Below are 19,627 nucleotides of genomic sequence, written 5' to 3'. Positions count from 1 at the left end.
GAACGTGTTTTCGGATTGAGGTGCGCGAGGATTTACAGAAATTCCGCGCGAAAGCCCACGGTTTTAATCGTGGGATGAAGCGCGGGATCTCTTGTAAGGGTGAGGATTGGCTGTGTATGATCACAGCCTTTTAAGTTGTCGTGTACAATGATACACAATCGCATTGTGTTGCATTCAGCAGAAACCCGAGATCCTAAGCCACATAAGGGATTTTCGGCACTTCGGATACGAGTGAGCGGGAAGCGGTGGTGATGAATGATACAAAACTTGTGTTAGACTGATGATATGTATCATGAGTTGGGCGGTGTTTGATATGGAGTTCGTGCAGCCAATTCGTGACAGAAGACAGATCGAAGCGATGAAAAGGGTGCTCCGCGGATCGAATTTGCGGGACTGGCTGCTGTTTGTGTTGGGCATCAATTCAGGTCTGCGGGTGTCGGACCTGTTGAGTCTAAAGGTGGCGGATGTGTGGGAATCGGGGAAGGTGAAGGATCGAATCAGTTTGCGGGAGCGGAAAACCGGGAAGATGAAGGACTTTCCACTGAGCCCAAACGCGAAGAAGGCGATACAGGAGTACCTGGCCAGTCGAGATATTGGGAGCGAGGATGAACCGTTATTCATGAGTCGAAAGGGAGGGGCCTTGCAGCGGCAGCAGGCCTGGCGAATCCTAAACCGAGCTGCTCGAATGGTGGGGATTAAGGAACGGATCGGCACGCACACCCTTCGGAAGACGTTCGGGTACCATGCGTACCGACAAGGACAGGATATTGTCCTTCTGCAGAAGCTCTTTAACCACAGCTCCCCGGCGATAACGCTACGGTACATTGGGATTCAACAGGACGAGATCGACGATGTGTATTTGACGGTCAATTTGTGATGGGGGCATATAACACGAAATCGGCCGGAGGGAAGGCTTCCCCACGGCCGGATTGATACCTTGAACTGCCGTTCAACGGTCAGGAATAAACCGTCATAGCCGCAGCCTCTTCACGCCCGTGATCATTTTTCGGTTCTAGCGTGAGATTGAGGTCGAGCGCGTCGGCAACTCGGATCAACGTGTCCAGTTTCGGGACAGTGTTTCCACTCTCCAGTCTTGCAACAGCGGATTGTTTCAGACCCGTCCGCTTCGCAAGCTCCTCTTGTGTTAGGCCAATACTCTTGCGGCGCATGACAAGTGCCCCAATGAGTTGTACGATACGGTCTGTCTCTCGGCGCTCCTCTTCGGTGTAGAGGTCCTTTCGAACATCATCCCAGTGCAGGAGACCGTCGTCTCTAACATTAGAGATCCCCCGCCTCTCTTCGTGCATTGTACATACCCTCCCAGTATTTTTTTTGAACACCCTCTATGTCCCCGTGGGGGGAGGGGGGAGTTCCCCCCTCATTTCCCGTGCCGTTCGATCCAGTCGGCCAGCTCTCGCTTCGCTTTTTCGATTTCTCTCCGTGGCGTTTTTCGTGTCGTCTTTCGAAATTCGTGCAGCAGCACGAACCGTCCATTGGACCACGCCACGAAGAGAATCCGATGACTGCCAGGACGGAGTTCCCAGATGCCGTCGCCCAGGTAATCCACGTACGGTTCCCCGATTCTTGTCCCGTACGTCTTGAGGATTTCCAGATGCAAGTCGACTTGCTTCTTTAACGACACCGCATCCTTTTTCCCCTGAGCTGCCTTCGTCGAAAGGTCCTTCAGGAACTCATACACTGGACTTCGGCCACGGGCATCCACGTAGAACACGATGTCGTAAGTCACGAGGGTGCCCTGCCTTTCTCCATAGTATGACCTTCTACGCGGTAATTATAACACACGCGTTATATTTGGGCAACCCATTTTACATCGTTTTCCATCTGTGAAATCTAAATACTCTCCATCCTATAACATCGACCCGTAGGAATCGCGCTTTTGTTCGGCTCCGCCTCGGCCCAGGCTACCACGGCTGCCCCCGGCACGAAGGGGCGCTCCTTATCCTCCCTCGCTTCGCTCAGTCCGGTACCGCGCCGTTTTCCTTCGTGCCGGGTCCCCGCAGCCGTGGTTCGCCCGCCTCGGGCGGAGCCCCCCAAGGGGGCGCGCGATCTACAAATACAGGAGGGATTTTCATGACGGAAGTCGCACGAGTCATTCGACTGACGGGGGAGAGCATGGTCATGATCGACATCGAGCAGGCATTTGACGTGTTGCGGTCGGCTGGTCCGGCGGCGTTCTCGGTGTACTTTGCATTGGAGTCTGGCACGCTGTCGGAGAAGTCCATAGAGGGACTCGCGGAGGCCTGTAATATGTCGCGTGAAGCAGTGAAGGAGGCTTGCTACCGGCTGGGCCTGTTTAACCTGGGAATTAAGGAGTGAAGCTCGTCGGACGAATGGTAAGGCATGAAGGGAGCGGCTGAGGAAATGCTTCGGTCGCTCCCTCGCTTTGATGGGGAACTCACCGTGACCGGATGAAGTCTGCGATCTGCTGTCTCGTCCACACTGGGCCGCTTGCCAAGCGGATGGCCGGCTCCGGGAACGCGCCGCGGCGAATGTACACAGCTCAAGCAAAAAACTGTCTCGCGCGCCCCCTTGGGGGGCTCCGCCCAAGGCGGAGGAATCGCCAGCTCGGGGGACCCCACACAAAGGGGAAAAGCGCGGTACCGGACTGAGCGAAGCGAGGGAGGATAAGGAGCGCGACCCTTTGTGGCGGGGAGGAGCTGGCGATAGCCTTGATAAGGCGGAGCCGATCCGAAGCGCGAGACACCAAAGCCCCAGGCCTAGCTTGGGGCTTCCATTTCCGCTATGTGTGAGGAAGCATGCAATGAAGTCCTCCTGCGCAGAATACGATTGCACTTAACCTCTACAGGAGGGTGATTAAGATTGGGAAATCGTAATCAGTACGTTTCCGCTCAATTGAGGAACGCCATCGAGCAGATGAAGTGGGAGATCGCGGCAGAATTTGGTATCGATTTGGGACCTGACACCCCGGCGCGTCTGAACGGTTCTGTCGGTGGAGAAATCACCAAACGGCTTGTGGTGTTCGCTGAACAGCAGATGTTCGGTCGGGTTAGACGATAGCTCGTTTTCGAAGGTCGCTATCCGTCAGGGTGAGGATTTTTACTCGCTTGGGACGTTGTGCAGGATGGAAAAGCGCTTTTTTGGGCTAAAATGTGGTTGCGTTTATTGCACTTGTTGCGTATATTTCAGTTAGGGGGAGTAAATACTACGCGAAGACGGGGAAGAAGTGGAGAATTGAAGGTTGCTGATGGCTGAGGGATATGAAGGGGATGTATGGGATGACGATGAAGACGGTGAGTGTGACACGAAACCTGATTGCCCCCGATGAGAAGGAAGTCACGAATATTAAGGAGGTGGTTCGCAAGCTTGGTTCAGTGGCGGAGTCTGAACAGAGATATTTGTTGGTAGATCAGGCCAAGGGACAGGAAATTGAACTTCCGCGCGCTTTGTTTATGGTGCTGTTAGAGGCAGCGAAGCAATTGGCGAAAGGAAATTCCGTTTCCATCCTGCATTACGAACAGGAATTGACCACACAGCAGGCTGCGGATCTATTACAGGTGTCTCGTCCATACCTGATTAAGCTTTTGGAGAGCGGCCAAATTCCGTATCACCATGTTGGCTCCCATCGCCGGATACGCATGCGTGACGTGCTCGAATACAAGAAGACGAGGGACGCACTGCGCCGGGCACATTTGCAAGAGATGGTACGTGTCTCCGAAGCCCTCGGGTTGTATGACGAAGACAACCAAGACTTTTTGAAGGAGTAGAACCCGATGGCGTTTGTGGCGTTTTTGGATGCTTGTGTCTTATATCCTGCTGCGCTTCGCGATGTAATTTTGTCTATTGCTGAGGCAGGGATCTGTCAAATACGATGGAGTCCAGATGTGTTGGACGAAATGGAACGGAACGTAGGAAACCGAGCAAAGGCAAAATCTTTAAAGGCAGCACGGGCTGGGGCAAAATACGTCCGTTCAGAAATGGAGAACGCGTTTCCAGATGCGATGGTTCCACGGAAAATGTATGAAATGTTGATACCCACGATGCCAAATGAGGAGAAAGATCGGCACGTTCTGGCGGCAGCCATCGTGGCTCGTGCCGATGTCCTCGTAACTGCGAATCTTAAGGACTTTCGGTTTGATCCGGAGTTCGCCACTATTGACGTCCAACACCCCGACAAGTTTCTGTGCCATCAGCTAGAGCTGTCACCGGACGCATTCTTTGCCACCTTGGAAGACTTGGCTTCCCAACGGCATGAACCCATGAACACGGTCGAGGGCATCTTGAACTCTCTCGTCAAGACAGTCCCCGAATTCTCGAGAAAAGCGCTTGAGATGTACGAAGGGCATTCGCAGAGTGATTAACGGCGAATTTTCGATATCCGCGTCGGTCAAACCACGAAATGAACAAAACTGGCCGAGCGCAGCAGGCCGTTCTTCGTGTAGGACTGAAACTTCACCTTGCATCGGACCGGCTGGATAAACAGCCAGTGCTTGTTCTCCGTGTACACCAAGGCTTTTGTTCTCGCATACTGGATCAAAGCTTTCCGTGCCACAGGCGGAGCAAACTCAAGCACGCCGAGTGGTTGACCTCCATCGCCAAGCAGCCAACCGAACTCGCCTTTGCGAATCCCGATGATATCCACTACCCTGTACTGGTAGTGCTTCACCTTAAGCCAATCCATACTGCGAACGCCCACGACGTATCTGCTACCCAGCCTCTTCGAGACAATCCCCTCAAGCCCCATTTTCGCTACGGCATGGAACAATGCAGAGCCGTCATCAAACGTCTTGCACACCGAAATGTACTCTGAGGGCTGTACAACACGCTCCAAGAGCTCCAGACGTTCCTCCAGAAGGCGACGGGTCACGTCCTGGCCATCCACACTCAAGACATCGAAAGCCACAAAATGCGCTGGCATCGTTTGTGACAGACGCCTGATTGTCGATTCACTTTGAGCACGTAAGCGTCGTATCACCGACTCAAAACACAGCTTTCCCTGGTCCAGGACAATCATCTCTCCGTCCAACACGGCCGACTCCGCACACAACCGAACAAGCTGCAGCTCCGGATACTGGCGAGTACAGTCATTTCCAGTACGCGTATAGAGCTGAACACCGCGAGAGCGATAGTGCAAAATACATCGATGGCCGTCAAACTTCACCTGGTGCACGTACGGGCCTTTCGCCGGCGCGTCGGCTGATGTAAGCAACATAGGCTGGATCGGTGGTGCCAGGGTGCGCATGGGATACAGTCTCGCCTCCTGGTTCCACCGTATCATGCTGAAAATGCGGGGCAATAGGAGAAGCATGGCAGGGACGGAAGAGTATGGTTAGCTGACCGGCTGTATACACTGTCTGGGGAACGTCATTTCGGACTCGTCCAGGCTGTGTACCGAACGGGACGAGACATCAAAGCCCCAGGCTGTGCCTGGGGCTTCCATGTTGCTTTAGGTTCTCGCCGGGACTTTGCCTGCGAGGTTCGACAAGCCAGGCGGTTTTCCCGCTTGCCTGTCGTAAATAATAATGTCTTTTAGAAAGGATGTCAACGGTTTTCGGTACTATTTGCAAAAGAAATTGTCGTCGAGGCATTGCCAGGCTACAAGTTTCGGTTGAATAAATGGTATTGAGTCTAATGGTGGATGGTCCGGAATAGCAAGGACGGTCTTGTGCATGTCGATGTTCCAGATGTACCTAGAGACCATGACGGCGAGAAAGTCAGTGATTTCATTTCCTGCATGGGTAATACCCCCGTTGGGGGTTGCTTGGGCGACTTCATTTTTTCCAATAAACCGGATCTCATCGAAAACCCTCTTGACGAGTTGGGGTCTGAAATGACGGGTACCTAGAGAGATGCAATGATTGAACGCTTCTCGTACATCATCCCTTTCACCAAAGTCCACGTCACCGTCGAAGCGGAGCTTGGTAAAGAAGCAGTTTCGGGCGTTGTATGTACCACTGTAAAGATTCATAAGGTAAAGGGCCATGAGATTCATGTGTTCCTTAAAGGCATGGTATGGCGGACGGTATGTAAAATCCTGGAAATAGTTGAGGTTAATCTGTCGAATTAGTCCGTTCCTGTCGGACTTGATTCCGGTGGCGTGTATTTTGAGTGGTTCGGCTTTGATAAAGTTCAACACATCGAGAAAAAAGGCGTACAATCGCGGATAATCAATCTCTATGCTTAGGGGAGAACGGCTTTTGGAAAAGAGTTGAAGTAAGTCGGGACTGTACTTCTGAAAAGGTTGCCCAGGTTGGAGTAAAAGTCGAAGGTCCGTGAAGTGTAATGTCAGTCCATCTGGAATTCCATGTTTGATTCGTAATGAATGCCAGTGGGGCTCGATGGACGATAGGTAGTCTGAAGTGGTGGCGGTGATGCTTACAATGGTGTAATGGTGAATGGACCGGTGCTGGCCACGGCCGGAATGCTTTGCCTCGTCTAAATAGGTGATGCACGGCGTAGAAGCCAACGATAACCCCCCCCACAGTCGCGGAATACATTTGGAGTGTTGGTGCATACTGTAGTGTAGGTAATCAGGCACAGTCCCGGATTACCGACCCTCGCGGGCAATGTCCTGGCGAGTGTTTTTATTGTCTTCCCATCCCATCCCACAACACTTGCTGGCGTGTTCGTCCGTTCTCATGGTGACCGGTGTGTTGCCGTTCAGGTCTGTGTTGCCTGAGCTTCACGTGGGGACATGGCCCACGATACCTTACCGGCTGGATGTATATTAGCTGGTTGAGGTTGAGGGCTTCACAAACTCCTCTCGACAATCTTCCGGACAGATGAAGACGTAATCGCCCTCTTCCCATTCGTAGACGATAAAATTTCCGTGTTTGTCCCGACGCAAGACACGAAATGTTTCGCCGACGAGTTTTTCGTACCACCCTGAGCCGCGAGTGATTGTGACGACGTGAACCGGCTCGTTTCCGTCGAGTACGGTGAGGGTGGAGAGAAGCGTAAGGTTTTTCTTTTCATGGCAATGAAGGCAGAATACATCGTTGATGCGGTCGTCTTTGACTAAGGTGAACGTCCTCGAACACCTACCACATTGCCAACGGCCGATGACCTTTGGTGGCAGCATATCCGCGAGAACACCCCTTGCGGTTTGATGTGTTTTGGTTGTGGCCGGCGTGGCTTGTCTCAATCATACACCCGATACAGGGTCCATTTACCACCCTGGAGTTCGAGCTCATAGATCGCCAGGGTGTCCGTCATGACGCGGTAGACCGTCCTATAACGCTCGCCCTCCCACCATTTGCCGGACTCGATCCACCGGTCAAGGACTGTCTTGACAACGTGTTTGTGGCCGCGGTCGATGAAGACAGCAGGAGCACCTGTGTCTGGCATGGTTTCGGTGACGATGATGGGCCGGTGGACGAGCCTGGTCATGGTAGATCGAAACCTCCGGGAACGCGTGTGGGACGTTCGTCCAGGCGAAGGGTGAACTGCTTGACGACGATCCGGCGCATCGGGGTCTTGCAGTCCCGGCAGCGGGGCCCTGAGATCACTTCACCTTGGGCTTCTACGCGGTAGACGGACTTGCAGTTCGAGCATTGAAAGTAGTGGCCTTGCAAGGCCTCGTTCAGTTTCATGGGTTCACCCCCCAGCGGGGAATGGGACTGCCTCTCGTTTAGATGTCAGAATTACGTTCGAGCTCCTTCTGCACTCGGCGGATCGTGACCGGATCGAAGACCTCCAAAAAGGTAGCAATGGCTCGTTTCCGTAAGTCACGAATTTTCTCTGTTAAATATTCATCGCCTTGCTGTTGATCGGTCTCGTAGTTGCGACGGCCTAACAAGATGTCTATAGGGCTAAGCGTGAGAACAAAAGGGTTATCGAGTTCGATGCTCTCTTCGATTGTGGATGATGAAATGTCTTGAACCTCGGCTTGTATAGCATCAAGCATCAACGGAGTGAAGGACCGCATAATATGCGCGGTTTCACCGAGATGGTAAAGAATTTCATTTTCAATGGACCCCAAGTTGATGCCTTTGCCATGTGATGCCGCAAGAATTGTCAAGCCGTTTACGACCATGCGCAAGGCATAATATTCCCGCAGGATTTCATCAATACGAGATGTCTCCAATTGTGCAGCCCCCTCGTTGAGGATCTCGTTGCCGAACCGTTGAGTTGTTCCCCACAACACTCACTTGCGTGGTCATCCGTCCGGATGCTGGCTGATGTGTTGCCGGCCCGGTCTTTGTAGGCCGGGTTTCACGCGAGCACAGGGCCCACATACCTCATCGAGTGTTACCCTCACGTGGAGGGCACTTCTCGATTTTAAGCCGCTGGGGCGGCTTGAAAGGGAATTGTTACACGACGCTTGCCTTGTTCAATGCAGCAGCGATGAGTTCCTCTATGCCTTCCGTGGCGATGTTCCGCGCCGCGTTGTAATCCGCGTTGGTCTCGAACCCGCACGCCAGGCATCGAAACTTGGCTTGCTCAGGCCGATTATCCGGATGGATGTATCCGCAGTCGCTGCAACGCTGGCTGGTGTACTGCGGCCGGACGTACCGGACTTCAATGCCGTATTCTCGCGCCTTGTACTCAATCTTGCGCTGCAGGTCGTGATACGGCCAGTTCGCCAAAAACAGGTTTTCTTCGCGGATACCGGTGAGATCCTCCATCTGGATGACCCCACAACCCAGCTTCCTGGCGGTTTCGACGACGTACCGGCTGTATTTGTGATTGATGGTGTCGCGGAACCGCGCGATCTTGTCGGCGATCTTGTCCAACGGCCTGGTGCGGGTGGCCCGCCCGTGTCCAATGCGGCCGTCGCCGCAATATTTGCCCTGGCGCAGAAGCTGCCTCCTCCGGGCCTCTACCCGTCGGCGAAACTCTTCGATCTCGCCACCGGGGATACCGGCGCGAAAATGTCCGTCTGCGACCGCCATGTACACGGGGAACACCACGCCCAGGTCTACGCCAAGGATCTTCGTTTTGTCCAGTTGCTCCGGGCGGGCCTCGAAGTGGTACGCAAGGTTGACGAACCATTTTCTGTTCCGCTTGTCCCAGACGATCTGCGATCCGGAGACGGTGTACTCGCCCGTTAAGAGGCGAGCCAGGATGACACGCTGGGTCTTGTCGGGTGTGCCGATGAGAACTTCGATTTGGCATTCCGGCAAGCCCAGCTCCTTCTTGTAGGCGCGGCTGACGAGGCCAAGGCTCAGTATGTAATCGTGTCCACGCCGCTCGATGTGGATGGAGTCCTTGCGGAGGTCAAGGGGTACATCCTTTTTGTATGACGGAATGGATACCTCGCCTTTGAAGATGGCCTTGCTGTCTGCACTCCATTTGAGCATGGCGCGCTGGATGGTCTGCGACAGATTCGGGGTGTACATCTTCGGAAACTGAACCTTCAGGCGATCGTAGACGTATCCTTCGAGAGAACGGCCCAATGTGTCTTTTGGGGTCGGATAGGTGCCGTTCGCCGCCTTGTACTCGCTGCTGTAGCCCTGCCATTCCCAACAGAGCTGGATCGTTTTGTTGAGCACGCTGTGGGTGTCACGCTGGAGTTCCCGGAGTACGGTACCAAGCGTGTCCCAGTCGCAGGAAAGCGGTTTGATGATCTGATACCGCATGGTTTTCACGAGTTTCACGGTGTTCGCCTCCTGCGAGCGCCTCCGGATGTTTCCGCGTTGAGGAGGTGCTCGCTAGGTTTCGTGTGCGTCCTTTCATTCGTTCGGACGCAATCCGGAGCTTCTTTTGACCCACCCACAACACTCGTTCGCCCTTTTATCCGTTCGGACGGCCTGAAACTCTGCGATCCCCCACAACACTCGTTCGCCTTTTTATCCGTTCGGACTGCTGGCCGTTGTGTTGCCGGCCTGGTCTTTGTAGGCCGGGTTTCAGACGAGGAGCTGCTCGCCATACCTTGTCGAGTGTTACCAACGCGCAGGCTGGTACTTCTCGACTTAACGCCGCTGGGCCGGCGCGAAAGAATGTATTATTGTTCGATCCCGAGCTGGACGAGGCCGAGACGATAGCAGGCCCTCTCTGCCACGGCGACCGGGATGTGGCAGAGCTGTGCCAGGGCCTCGACGGTGATTCCCTTACGGTCCTTCAGGGCTTCCAAAAGGAAGTAGATCGCAAACGCCTCGGGTCCTGCTGTGGTGAGCACTTCGTATGCCTGCTCGGTGTCGATGAGTGCCGTGCTCGTAAAGCGCTCCATTTCCATCCCCCTCGTCCCTCAAAATGAAAACCGGCTTCTCAAGCGACAACCTGAGAAACCGGTAGTACATACCGAAGACAGGGGTTGAGCATGTACCCGCAAAACAGGTACAATGTACCCAAGTCTCTCTCAGGTGTCCTCTGAGAGGGGCACGCGCCTCTGTTGGTGTTGCCGCACCAGCAGGGGCTTTTAATGTGCCGAGCCGATTGATTTGTTGGAAACATTCTATCATAGCGCGGCTAATGTGGGCAATAGATGAGGCGAACATGCTTTCTGCTTTCGAGGGACGAGGCGTAACGAGAGACGGAATGGGACGCTCTGACATTAGATGGGATCAGAATGAACTACACGGCACAAAAAAGGACTGAATGGGACGAAAAAGGTTTACACGGACGAACGGGGAGTTCATAATATAAGTGATCAACCGAGCGCATTATGTATACTGCCCGCCAGATGGCGGTCTGACGGGCAGTAGAGCGGGACCTGCAGCACCGGCGCTCGGGCCGATTGGGCGAAGATGACAGTCACTCCAAAAGGTCCGGCAACCTTTTAGGCGGAGTGGCTGTCGTCCCTTTTCAGGACAATCTCGAGTTTGAACTGAAGCAACGTGAGATGCGACAGCGGGATCGGCACCTTCAGCTCGAGAAGAAATCTCCGCTCCAGTGGGCCTCACCTCCCGGTACCCGCAGCGCGGGAGGCAGGTCCCTACGTTCGGGAGGCGAGTGGCCAGGCACAGTACTGATTGTGCTGGAAACACAAGCCTCAATGTCTATTATATTCAGGGCGGGCGAGAATGCTAAACATTACACGTGTCAATAGGTTTGGGATGTGAACGGTTCGCAGTATTGGATGTCTACCATTCGACGCGAATTTAATGATCGCCGGTGATTTTGCCGATTTTCCCCGTTTACCGCGACGGATAATGTGTTAAAATGTGCGTAGAATGAATAACGGAAGAGGGATTACCCTCTTCCGCGGTGGGTTGAGTTGGGACCCCGACTGGTTTGGCGACTCGCGGGGTCCTTTCTCATTGCCCAAACCAGGTTCGCCACCGCACGAATCACGGCGGCTACGCCCAGCAAGGCGAGAAACACACTCAACCCGTCCACCCCCTTTCCATAGGGAGTGCACGCGGAGAAGGTTTCCCCTCCCCCGAAGTCTATTCTACCATTCAACCCCACTTTAACGATCCCTTGTAATTTGGTCAGTTTTGTAGGCCTGCGATTTTGCGAGGGTGGTTTGGACCCGAGTGCGTTTCCGCTGCCATGTCTGATGGACTGACCTGTCGGCCGGGATCTTTTTCGTGAGTACCCCCCACAACACGAGCTTCCCGTTTCGTCCGTTCGGACGACAGACCATCGTGTTGCCAGCCAGGTCTTTGTTGGCCGGGTTTCACGCGGGCACCTGCCCGCGATACCTTGCCGAGTGCCACTGCCGCGGAAGGGGAGCACTTCTCGACTTTGCGCCGCTGGGTCGGCGCGTGGTTAATAGGATTGAAGCTTCAGGAATATAGTACCTTTCGGATTTCGATTTCAAGGCGCCTTCGATTCCATACCTCCACATTGGATTTTTTCGCAAGATCATAGGCTGCATCTGTTAAATAATTGTTCGTGATCAGGAGCGCACGCTGGGCGTTGTAGTAGGCCTTCGCTCCGATCACTTCCTGCACAGCCTTGATGCCCACACGTTGATTCCAGCGCTTCGCCTGAATTACGCAAGGTACTCCCTGCGGGTCCGTACCGACGAGATCCGCACCGAAGTCCCCGGATCTGGGGGTTGTTCTGACCTTCCATCCGGTTCGCTTGAGATAGTATTGCAGGGTCAACTCAAACTGCTCACCGGACATCTTGTCGATCTCGTTGAGTGTTGCCTTCCGTCCTCGCGGTGAGAGCGCAAAGGCCAACATGATCAATGCGAGGATGAGGATCGTAAAGGCAATGATCGCCCACCAGGGATACCTAAGATAGCCGTAGGCCCGCATGACAATGAGAAAGCCGGGAAGAAGCAGTAGACCGACAGCTTCCTCGACGGGGTCGCGCGGACGTCTCCTAGCCATAGATAGGCTCCTTCCTGTTGATTGCCGCCACCGGGACGGCACTGTTTTATTTTGTCTCCATTCATAGAAATTCCTCCGGTTATTTAAAGAAGTGCTGCCACTTGTCTGTCTCGGAGTCACGGAGAATGCCGGGCATCTCCGTCCACGCCTTTCCGTCTCGATGGTAGGCATCGGGCACGGGGATAGACGCAGTGCTATAGAGGTTTACGGCATCCGGGAGGGGATCGCCATGATACCCCAGTGCGGCCCACTCCTTTTTGGCAAGCTCGGGTGTGGTGTTTGTCCACACCACAACGGGTTTCTTGGTGAGCTGTGGCCAAACTTGTGTGAACTGTTTCACGGCGTAGCCCAGTGAAGGGTTGATGAAGAGTACATTGTCGCCCTCGATGGACCGCGGTTTGCCCGCGGCGTCGTTGGCCTGCGTAAGAGGCAGGGAGGATACGGTTTTGAGGCGAGACTGATAGCTTGAAAGATGATCCGAGACAGCCTGCGGGAGCTTTGTCTGGGGAGTCGTATAGACAGGTTCGGCGTGTTTCTGTGCTTCAGTGGAAGCGGGAGCCGCGATCGCAGTTTGGCCGCGGTTGACAGTGAGAAGCGCGGCAAGTACCGAGCCAACTGCGCACACACCGATGATGGACAGGATGAAAATGCGTTTTTTGATGTTCAGCTTGTGACTCATGAGTGATCCTCCTTAATTCCTTAATAGACTTGAGCGTCTTTCCAATAGTCGGTCCATTTACCTGCGATGGCGAACTGGGCGGTGAGAGTGGCAACCTGGTTGTCCGTGCTCTTTGCCCAGAAGGTCGCGGTGTAGACACCATCCTGTAGGTACTGGAACCACGTGGACCAGGATGGATCTGTATTGGCCTCCAGGTATCCCGTGGAGGAGTCGTACGCCAAGTGGAGCTGCAGAATTGCCGGTGCGCCTTGGGGCACATACGGGCTATATTGCAGTCCAACGACGGTTACGGTTGCGGTGGCGATAGGTAAGTTGCTCTTTACCTTGAAACGGAGCTCCTCTCCAGCCCAGAAGTCTCCAAGGCTCCTTTGTTGAGATGGATACTTGGCATTCCAATCGTTCAGGTTTTCGAGCCAGTGATCCGTGTGGTACACCTCAGCCTCGGTCAGGGTGAGCGGAGCTTGCTGCCATTGGACATCGACGGTGTTACTCGATTGATCTTGCTTTCCGGTGGACGGATGCACGAAATAGGCGATGAAGGTATCCGTCTGCGGTTTATTCTCGGTCCAAGGCGCGGTGAAGGTCTTGGCATTGGGTGCACTTGTCCCGACAACCTGGTTCGTGGTCAGGTCGTATATCTCGATCACGTCCCCGACAGGTCCGCCCGTCGTGGACGTGGCCGTTATCTGGGTTGCTGTCCCAGTAGGCAACGTGGTTGGATTTGCCGACAACTCCAGGTCGTAGGCGTACCACGTGACGGACACTGGCGACGACGTTGCAGAAACGTTCTGCGCAGTCGTCATCAGCGAGAAAGACTGCTGCTGATAGATCGGTTGCGATTGGTTCTCTTGCAGCAGAGACTCAGTGAAGTTGTAGGTTCCGACGCCACCCGAGAACCATCCAGACGGGAGTTGCGTGACGTAACCCGTGGTCATCCATGCGGACGCGGAGTTTGGTACCAAGACCCCGTTCTGTCCAGTGACCTGTAAGCTGACACTCGCGGAGTTGGCGTTTGAGTTCGCAAAGGCGTTGGTGTTTGTCCCCTCGATGATGACCTGGTGCATTCCAGCGGGCAGTGTGATGGTCACAGACGTTCCCTGGATAGCTCCGGACGGCACCACAGGAGCGTAACCGTTTTGCAGGACGGGTTGTCCATCAACGTAGACGAGCTCACCGTCATTGGCGGCAGTCGGAATGGTCAGAGTCACCGCTTGAGTGCTCGGCAAATTAAACGTCGCCTCAAAGAATGCGGTGCCATTCGGTGCATTCCCGGTTTGTGTCCAGAAACCGCCGCCACTCGCGACAGCCTGGCTTGGGAATAGAGATGTCGGAACATAGCTCGGCATGTTTTGGAACGTCCAGTAAGGGAAATACTGGACGGCTTGACCTGAACCCAACGGTACGTACACGGAGGGTCGAAAGCCGGAACTGGAGGACGGTGCATTTTGAAAGACAGTCCATGTTCCATTACTGGGCGAATACTCCTCCAGTGTTGAATTCAAGAACGTGATGATATCGCCATTCTGCGGGTTTACGATAGGATAAGAGATGCAGGAATTAAGCCCCCCAGGAAAGGCATACACGCTCCCCGATGAGATCGCTACCGAATCGTAATAGATTGAATCGGACCCAACGTAGAAGGTTTGGTTAACGGAGCTATAAGCAACTCCGGAACTCCCAAGCACCGCTAGGCCATATGCCCCAACGTAGCTAAACTGGGAAGTTGCAGGATTATAAAACTCGTAATAGTCCCCGTTGTTCCAGCCTATTAGTAATAGTTGCTGGTTAGCCGGATCTAAGAAGACGTAATAACCCAGTTTCAGTTGCGCTGTCGTATCTGCAATCCACTTCCTAGAACCAAAACTGTAATGGATTAACGGCGCAGGTGGATAATTATCCTTACCGCCTGCGGTAAATCCCGCATAAATAGCGTCATTGTACGGATCGTAGGCCGCATTTTTGAGATACAGATTAGTCCCTGTTTCCGGTACACCAAGATTCGTCCACGTGTGTGTGTTGACGTTGAACTCGTAGAATGTAACTGTGCTAGGTCCTGTTCCCGTAACCGCAATAATGCTATTTCGAGTGGAATCATAGTCCTCTGGTACCATTTGACCACTCGGAGAAGGGTAATTGGTCCACTGCCCGGTTGAGAGCGAATAGGCAGCAAGTCCGGTATCTGAATTCGTCCAAATATAACCATTCTCCGCTTCGTTCATGACAGCCAGCGAACTAGTACCAGAATAATAGGGATTTGCCACCTGAGTGAATGTACCATTACTGGTGTTGTAAATCCCTAATTTTGTACCGACGGATCCAAAGATAAGCGCTTGCGGAGGCGTCGACGGAACGGTAAGCCCCGGTATGGGCGGATTGCCCGGCTTTACAATCCGGGCGACATACTGATCCGTTTCTGGCTGTGTTTTGGTCTGCAACGCCTGGAGAGTTGTCTGTCCAGGTTGTGCGGTTGCGATCACCTGGTTGGTGGTCTGATCCACAATGTCCACCACATAACCACTGGGCAGATTTTGTGCCGTCGCGGTCAAAGTGCTGGTGTTGTTGATCGGCAACCGCGTTGGGTTTGCAGTAAGCGTTATCCCGTACCAAACGACGCTCACTGCATTGGACTGGATGGGCGCTCCGCTGCTGTTGGGTGCGGTGTTCAGGTACGCGATATAGGTGTCGGTTTGTGGCGTCGGTTCGGTTTGCGTAACCGTGTAAGGCACTGACTGGCTAGATCCTACCATCTGCCCCGTTGTAGCGTTGTAGAGCACGACGTACGCGCCGTTCGGGACATTGGCCGCGCTTACGGTTAAAGTCGTCGCCTGACCCGCAGGGAGCTGCACAGGATTGGCGTTCAGCGCAAGTTGGCTCCACGTCACTTGGACGGTGTTTGAGGGTGTACCCACGTTCTCATAGCCGTCCGAAACAACGGCAATAAACGTGTCGGTCTCTGGGTTAAAACTCGCATACTGACTGTTCTCCGGCGCACTCGATGATTGGGAGACGAGCTGCCCGGTTGTTTGATCGTAGATGTTCAAGGTGAAACCGGCGGGAATCGCCTGAGACGTAGTAGCCGTCAAGGTTGTGGAATCCCCGGTCGCTAACCACAGCGGATTTGCGGCCAAGGAAATGGTGCCTGTCCAAGGATTCGTCCAGGAGACGCTCACACTGGCCGTAGACAGAGGATTGCCTGTCGCACCGTCATAAATTGTTGCCGTGTAATTCACAGTGATGGTCTGTCCAGCCGCAGGGTCTTCCTTCTCGACATAGCTTTCCTTTTGTTGTGTTTGATGCGACGCGTGCCAAGCATTTGAGCCTCCCGTCCCCACGACGTCCACGTAGTCAATCGGCGGAAGCTGCTGGTCCACTTGATAGCTGATCGTCGCCGGTTCCCCAGGCAGGTTGGATTGCGGAACCGCCGTCATGGTGATATGTGGAACCGTACTGGTCCAGGTGACCGTCGCGGTCCGAGTTTGCAACACGGCCCCGGTGGAATCATGCAGTTGGCATGTATACTGGACGGTGGTCGTTGCCCCATTATATGGAGTTTCGATCTCCGTGCTCTTGTCGGAACTGTTGGTGTCTTTTGTGACACTCCACATGTTTTGACCGCCCGTGCCCTGCACGGTCACATAGTCCCCGCCACCCATGTTGGTTACGGAGTATGACAGAGTCGTCGCTTGGCCGCTCTGCAGATTAGTTGGCGATGCGGTGAACGTCAAAGACGGTTGAGGGCTTGTCCACGTGATCGTCGCAGTACTGTCCGTGGCCAAGACCTGCCCGGTATCGTCGTCAATCAGTTGAGCGGTGTAAGACACGGAACTGCTCTGACCGTTGGCAGGACGTTCGACCTCGATGTATGTATCGCTTTGATTCTTGTCCTTGGGATTATTCCACGCCATGGTGACGTTGTGAGGATTGTTAGGCGTGATCACGACATGGAATTGCCCAAATGTGAGTGATCCCGGATACGCATAGTAGTAGATATTTACGGATTGGCCAGTGGTTACGGTTGTGGGTGTTTTTGGGTAAATCGAGATTGTCGCATTGTTAGTCCAGGTTACTTGGACGTTCGGAGATGTAGCATCCACCTGGCCTGTAAATTTGTTGATCAGTTGAGCGTTATAAGTTACGGTCTCCGCGGTCTTATCTGTTGCCATGGTGGTCAAGCTGGTTTCGCCAGCATGACCGTCTTTGTACGTATTACTGCCGGATAGTGTGTTATGGTTGCCGACCTCGTTGATCTGTATGTAGTCACTGGCGGGAACATTGCTAGCCGTAGCCGTAAGTTGGGTATTGGTTCCGACAGGCAGACTGGTTGGATTCGCGGTCAGCGTAACCGCAGGCCCACCGTTGTTTGACGAAATGGTAAACGTTGTCGTGGCAGGCGTGGCCGCGGGGCGGTCCACACCGTCCCGGACGTAAAAGTAGGCAGTGTAGGTTCCTGCAGTAAGGCTGGACGCGGCAAAGGTCAGGGTGTCGGTCTGAGATCCGTTACCGCCGCTCTGGACAGACATGTCTTGCATATCATCCGCATCGGTACCAATGAGCCAGGATGCTTGGCCAGTGGAGTTGTCTATGACCTTCACCGCGTCATAATGATGGGTGTACGTCCCCCAGGGGATGTCCTCGGTTGACTTGAGCGTGAGAGTCCCCTGATTTCCCTGTATGGTTACTGTGATACTGTCGGCCGTCGGCGGGTTCGTTGTCTGGATGTGCCGGAGCCACTTGTAAACCGGGTTTCCATAGGCATCCGTCTGACCCGTGGGAGTCATGTCGTTTTGCACAACCGCCGCCGCGCAAGCCGTCAGTACAGCAGCGAAGGAAGAGAAATGAAAGGTGTTTGAGTTGACCCAATCGTATCCTTGGATATCATCCAAACCGTTCTCTTGTAGATAACGCTTTACATAGTTGATATTGCCTCCTAAGCGATTAACCCAATCCTCCACGTTGGTGCTATCGCCGGCCGAGTTGCCGATCAGTAGATACCCATTGTTCGCGTTTTGACCGAGAATATCGGCTTGAGCGAGCTGCCACTCACCTGCGGAGTCGCTGTCGACAATTGCGTATGTTTTCATGAAGTTGACGTCTTGGTTATTTAGCGCTGGATAGCCAGCCGCAGAAGTTATCTGGACATGGTCACCACCGTCAATCTGGTAATCGCCTTGTTGGTTTTTTACAAACACGCCATATCCGAGCTGACTAGAACTGGGATACGGAGAATAGGCATACGCAGTCCCTTGGGACAAGAAGCCGAAGGTTGTGATGCCAGCAAGGGCCGCAGCCGCAATCGTTGACGAAAGTCTTATCCTTTTCTGCATTCTCGCCCCCTCCCCCTTTGAGGCAGGTCAATTGGACGAACTTGGATATTGGAGATCCATGATGTCGTACGGCTGGCCGTAGACCAATCCGCCATCCGTGTTAACGTAAGCGATTGTTAAGCCGTGAGCATCTGCATTAAGAGAAGCCATCCGGATGGTCAATCCCGGCCCCTTATTGGGAACGGTTAGGGTAATCCCGCCATAAAAACCCTGACCAGATGGTCCGTGCGAGTAACCCCATGTGTAGGATCCATCGCCTACTTGCCACGCCAAGTTGCTCTTCGACGCATCGGGAAGAGCAACAAGCAGGTTCGAGCCGGATTGCTTCACCTTCACCTCGTCGAAGTAAGTCGTATCATCGGCCATCATCTGGTTGTACTGCGCTTGTGTCAGGACATTACCAAGCACCAGTTGCCATTCGTTGTAATGAGAGTAGAAGGGCAAGTGGAGCTGAACCCACCCATCGGAGGTAGTCTTGTACCCAGTGACCCACCAACGGAGGTTCGCAAGAATCGTCGACTCGTCCGCCGAGGTGATCACCGACGATCCACTGCTCACACTGGTTCCCTGATAGAGACCGTTGATCGTAGCCCAGGTATACGGGTCCTGAGAAGCCTCATATTGCAGGGACCACGGACGGTAACTCATATCGCTGCTGTTGTTGTACGGATGCGCAACGTACCCCTTGGCCTTGCTGGCCCAATCCCCCAGCCAGGTCGCCACGTCTCCCGCCGTCACAGGAGCGTTTGTCGGATTCACACCCGCGTCCGACATGCTCGGATGACTGTTGACATCCCACGTGGTAGCGTTTAAGACCTGCCACATCGCGTTCGCCATGTCCTGTTGCGTGACGGGCTTGGTCTGCGTCAATCGCCAGTTCGTCCCGTCCCACGTGGAGGAGATACCCAATCGGTTGAGCACCTGCGACAGATACCAGATCGGGATGAAGGTCGTGTCCTGGCCGCTCGCAGGGTCCTTGGCCACCAGTTTCGGCGCGGTCTGCACCACCTTCCCATTGATCGCGATGCTCATCTGGTTCGGGCTGGTGGCCGGATTGTCCAGGTTGACCGTGATACTGCTCGGGACCGTCAAGCTCCACGTATGCCCATCCCAAGCAGACTGAATGCCCAACTTGTTCAACACCTGCATGGCGTAATAGATGGGCAGGAAGGTCGTCGGTTGCTTGGACGAAGGATCGACCGCCGTGGTATGGACCGGATTGGTGACGTCCTGGCCGTTGAGATAGATGTGTGTGGGCGAGAACGTCTGCGTGGCAGCCTGCGCACCAGGTGCGAGGACGGAGAGAACTGCCCACGCGGTTGTACTGGCCGTCAAGAAAGCGACTGGTTTACGCATATTTGGGACCCCCTCAGTTCGGATGGAGTGTTTGGAGCGCCCCCAGGGGGGTGCCGCCTGAG

18 protein-coding genes are annotated in these 19,627 nt (G+C 54.1%); 5 read left to right on the top strand and 13 right to left on the bottom strand.

Annotated elements, in window-relative coordinates; all coding sequences use genetic code 11:
- The first annotated feature begins 313 nt into the window (after window positions 1-313).
- Window positions 314-877 (top strand): site-specific integrase, encoded by a 564-nt coding sequence (locus BM357_RS15640; RefSeq protein ID WP_074955595.1) that lies wholly within the window; start codon window positions 314-316, stop codon window positions 875-877.
- A 79-nt stretch (window positions 878-956) separates the two neighbouring features.
- On the opposite strand, the gene BM357_RS15635 is transcribed toward BM357_RS15640, so the two are convergent.
- Both BM357_RS15635 and BM357_RS15630 read right to left on the bottom strand, forming a co-directional pair.
- Window positions 957-1,307: a helix-turn-helix domain-containing protein gene (locus tag BM357_RS15635; RefSeq protein WP_074955592.1), complete on the bottom strand. Its 351-nt coding sequence runs from the start codon at window positions 1,305-1,307 to the stop codon at window positions 957-959.
- Between the two features lie 71 nt (window positions 1,308-1,378).
- Window positions 1,379-1,747: a type II toxin-antitoxin system RelE/ParE family toxin gene (locus BM357_RS15630; RefSeq protein ID WP_074955589.1), complete on the bottom strand. Its 369-nt coding sequence runs from the start codon at window positions 1,745-1,747 to the stop codon at window positions 1,379-1,381.
- 344 nt (window positions 1,748-2,091) lie between these two features.
- Here BM357_RS15630 and BM357_RS15625 point away from each other — a divergent pair, with 344 nt between their 5' ends.
- The 4 genes from BM357_RS15625 to BM357_RS15610 all read left to right on the top strand — a co-directional run bounded on the left by BM357_RS15625 (window position 2,092) and on the right by BM357_RS15610 (window position 4,340).
- Window positions 2,092-2,337: a hypothetical protein gene (locus tag BM357_RS15625; protein WP_074955586.1), complete on the top strand. Its 246-nt coding sequence runs from the start codon at window positions 2,092-2,094 to the stop codon at window positions 2,335-2,337.
- 504 nt (window positions 2,338-2,841) lie between these two features.
- Window positions 2,842-3,039: an alpha/beta-type small acid-soluble spore protein gene (locus BM357_RS15620; RefSeq protein ID WP_074955583.1), complete on the top strand. Its 198-nt coding sequence runs from the start codon at window positions 2,842-2,844 to the stop codon at window positions 3,037-3,039.
- A gap of 218 nt (window positions 3,040-3,257) precedes the next feature.
- Entirely contained in the window at window positions 3,258-3,746 is a 489-nt protein-coding gene (locus BM357_RS15615; protein ID WP_074955647.1) for a helix-turn-helix domain-containing protein, read from the top strand.
- 6 nt (window positions 3,747-3,752) lie between these two features.
- Window positions 3,753-4,340 (top strand): PIN domain-containing protein, encoded by a 588-nt coding sequence (locus tag BM357_RS15610; RefSeq protein ID WP_074955579.1) that lies wholly within the window; start codon window positions 3,753-3,755, stop codon window positions 4,338-4,340.
- Between the two features lie 26 nt (window positions 4,341-4,366).
- Here the strand turns inward: BM357_RS15610 and BM357_RS15605 are convergent, their stop codons facing one another.
- The 11 genes from BM357_RS15605 to BM357_RS15555 all read right to left on the bottom strand — a co-directional run bounded on the left by BM357_RS15605 (window position 4,367) and on the right by BM357_RS15555 (window position 19,565).
- Window positions 4,367-5,221 (bottom strand): ATP-dependent DNA ligase, encoded by an 855-nt coding sequence (locus tag BM357_RS15605; protein WP_074955576.1) that lies wholly within the window; start codon window positions 5,219-5,221, stop codon window positions 4,367-4,369.
- A gap of 315 nt (window positions 5,222-5,536) precedes the next feature.
- Window positions 5,537-6,445 carry a hypothetical protein gene (locus BM357_RS15600; RefSeq protein ID WP_139234756.1) on the bottom strand — a complete coding sequence of 303 codons (909 nt, stop codon included), beginning with the start codon at window positions 6,443-6,445 and terminating at the stop codon, window positions 5,537-5,539.
- Window positions 6,446-7,119: 674 nt separating this feature from the next.
- Window positions 7,120-7,368, bottom strand: a complete 249-nt coding sequence (locus BM357_RS15595; protein ID WP_074955570.1) for a DUF6504 family protein — start codon at window positions 7,366-7,368, stop codon at window positions 7,120-7,122.
- On the bottom strand, window positions 7,365-7,571 hold the full coding sequence (locus BM357_RS15590) for a hypothetical protein (protein ID WP_074955567.1): 207 nt from the start codon (window positions 7,569-7,571) through the stop codon (window positions 7,365-7,367). Before BM357_RS15590 ends, BM357_RS15595 begins: the two co-directional genes overlap by 4 nt.
- A gap of 38 nt (window positions 7,572-7,609) precedes the next feature.
- Window positions 7,610-8,065: a hypothetical protein gene (locus BM357_RS15585; protein ID WP_074955564.1), complete on the bottom strand. Its 456-nt coding sequence runs from the start codon at window positions 8,063-8,065 to the stop codon at window positions 7,610-7,612.
- A gap of 226 nt (window positions 8,066-8,291) precedes the next feature.
- The gene (locus BM357_RS15580) at window positions 8,292-9,578 is read right to left on the bottom strand and encodes an RNA-guided endonuclease TnpB family protein (protein WP_074955560.1); all 1,287 of its coding nucleotides are present in this window, start codon (window positions 9,576-9,578) and stop codon (window positions 8,292-8,294) included.
- A gap of 347 nt (window positions 9,579-9,925) precedes the next feature.
- A complete protein-coding gene (locus BM357_RS15575; protein WP_074955557.1) occupies window positions 9,926-10,150 on the bottom strand; it encodes a hypothetical protein in 225 nt (74 codons plus the stop codon).
- A gap of 1,501 nt (window positions 10,151-11,651) precedes the next feature.
- On the bottom strand, window positions 11,652-12,206 hold the full coding sequence (locus BM357_RS15570; protein WP_245784042.1) for a restriction endonuclease: 555 nt from the start codon (window positions 12,204-12,206) through the stop codon (window positions 11,652-11,654).
- 79 nt (window positions 12,207-12,285) lie between these two features.
- Window positions 12,286-12,885 (bottom strand): hypothetical protein, encoded by a 600-nt coding sequence (locus tag BM357_RS15565; protein WP_074955554.1) that lies wholly within the window; start codon window positions 12,883-12,885, stop codon window positions 12,286-12,288.
- A 20-nt stretch (window positions 12,886-12,905) separates the two neighbouring features.
- Window positions 12,906-18,209 (bottom strand): hypothetical protein, encoded by a 5,304-nt coding sequence (locus tag BM357_RS15560; protein WP_074955551.1) that lies wholly within the window; start codon window positions 18,207-18,209, stop codon window positions 12,906-12,908.
- 27 nt (window positions 18,210-18,236) lie between these two features.
- Window positions 18,237-19,565 carry a hypothetical protein gene (locus BM357_RS15555; RefSeq protein WP_074955548.1) on the bottom strand — a complete coding sequence of 443 codons (1,329 nt, stop codon included), beginning with the start codon at window positions 19,563-19,565 and terminating at the stop codon, window positions 18,237-18,239.
- Between the last annotated feature and the right edge of the window lie 62 nt (window positions 19,566-19,627).

Origin of the sequence: Paenalicyclobacillus macrosporangiidus (genome assembly GCF_900116805.1) — a bacterium.
In the GTDB taxonomy this organism is placed as follows: Bacteria; Bacillota; Bacilli; order Alicyclobacillales; family Alicyclobacillaceae; genus Alicyclobacillus_H; species Alicyclobacillus_H macrosporangiidus.
This window is presented reverse-complemented; position numbering and strand designations above follow the sequence as displayed.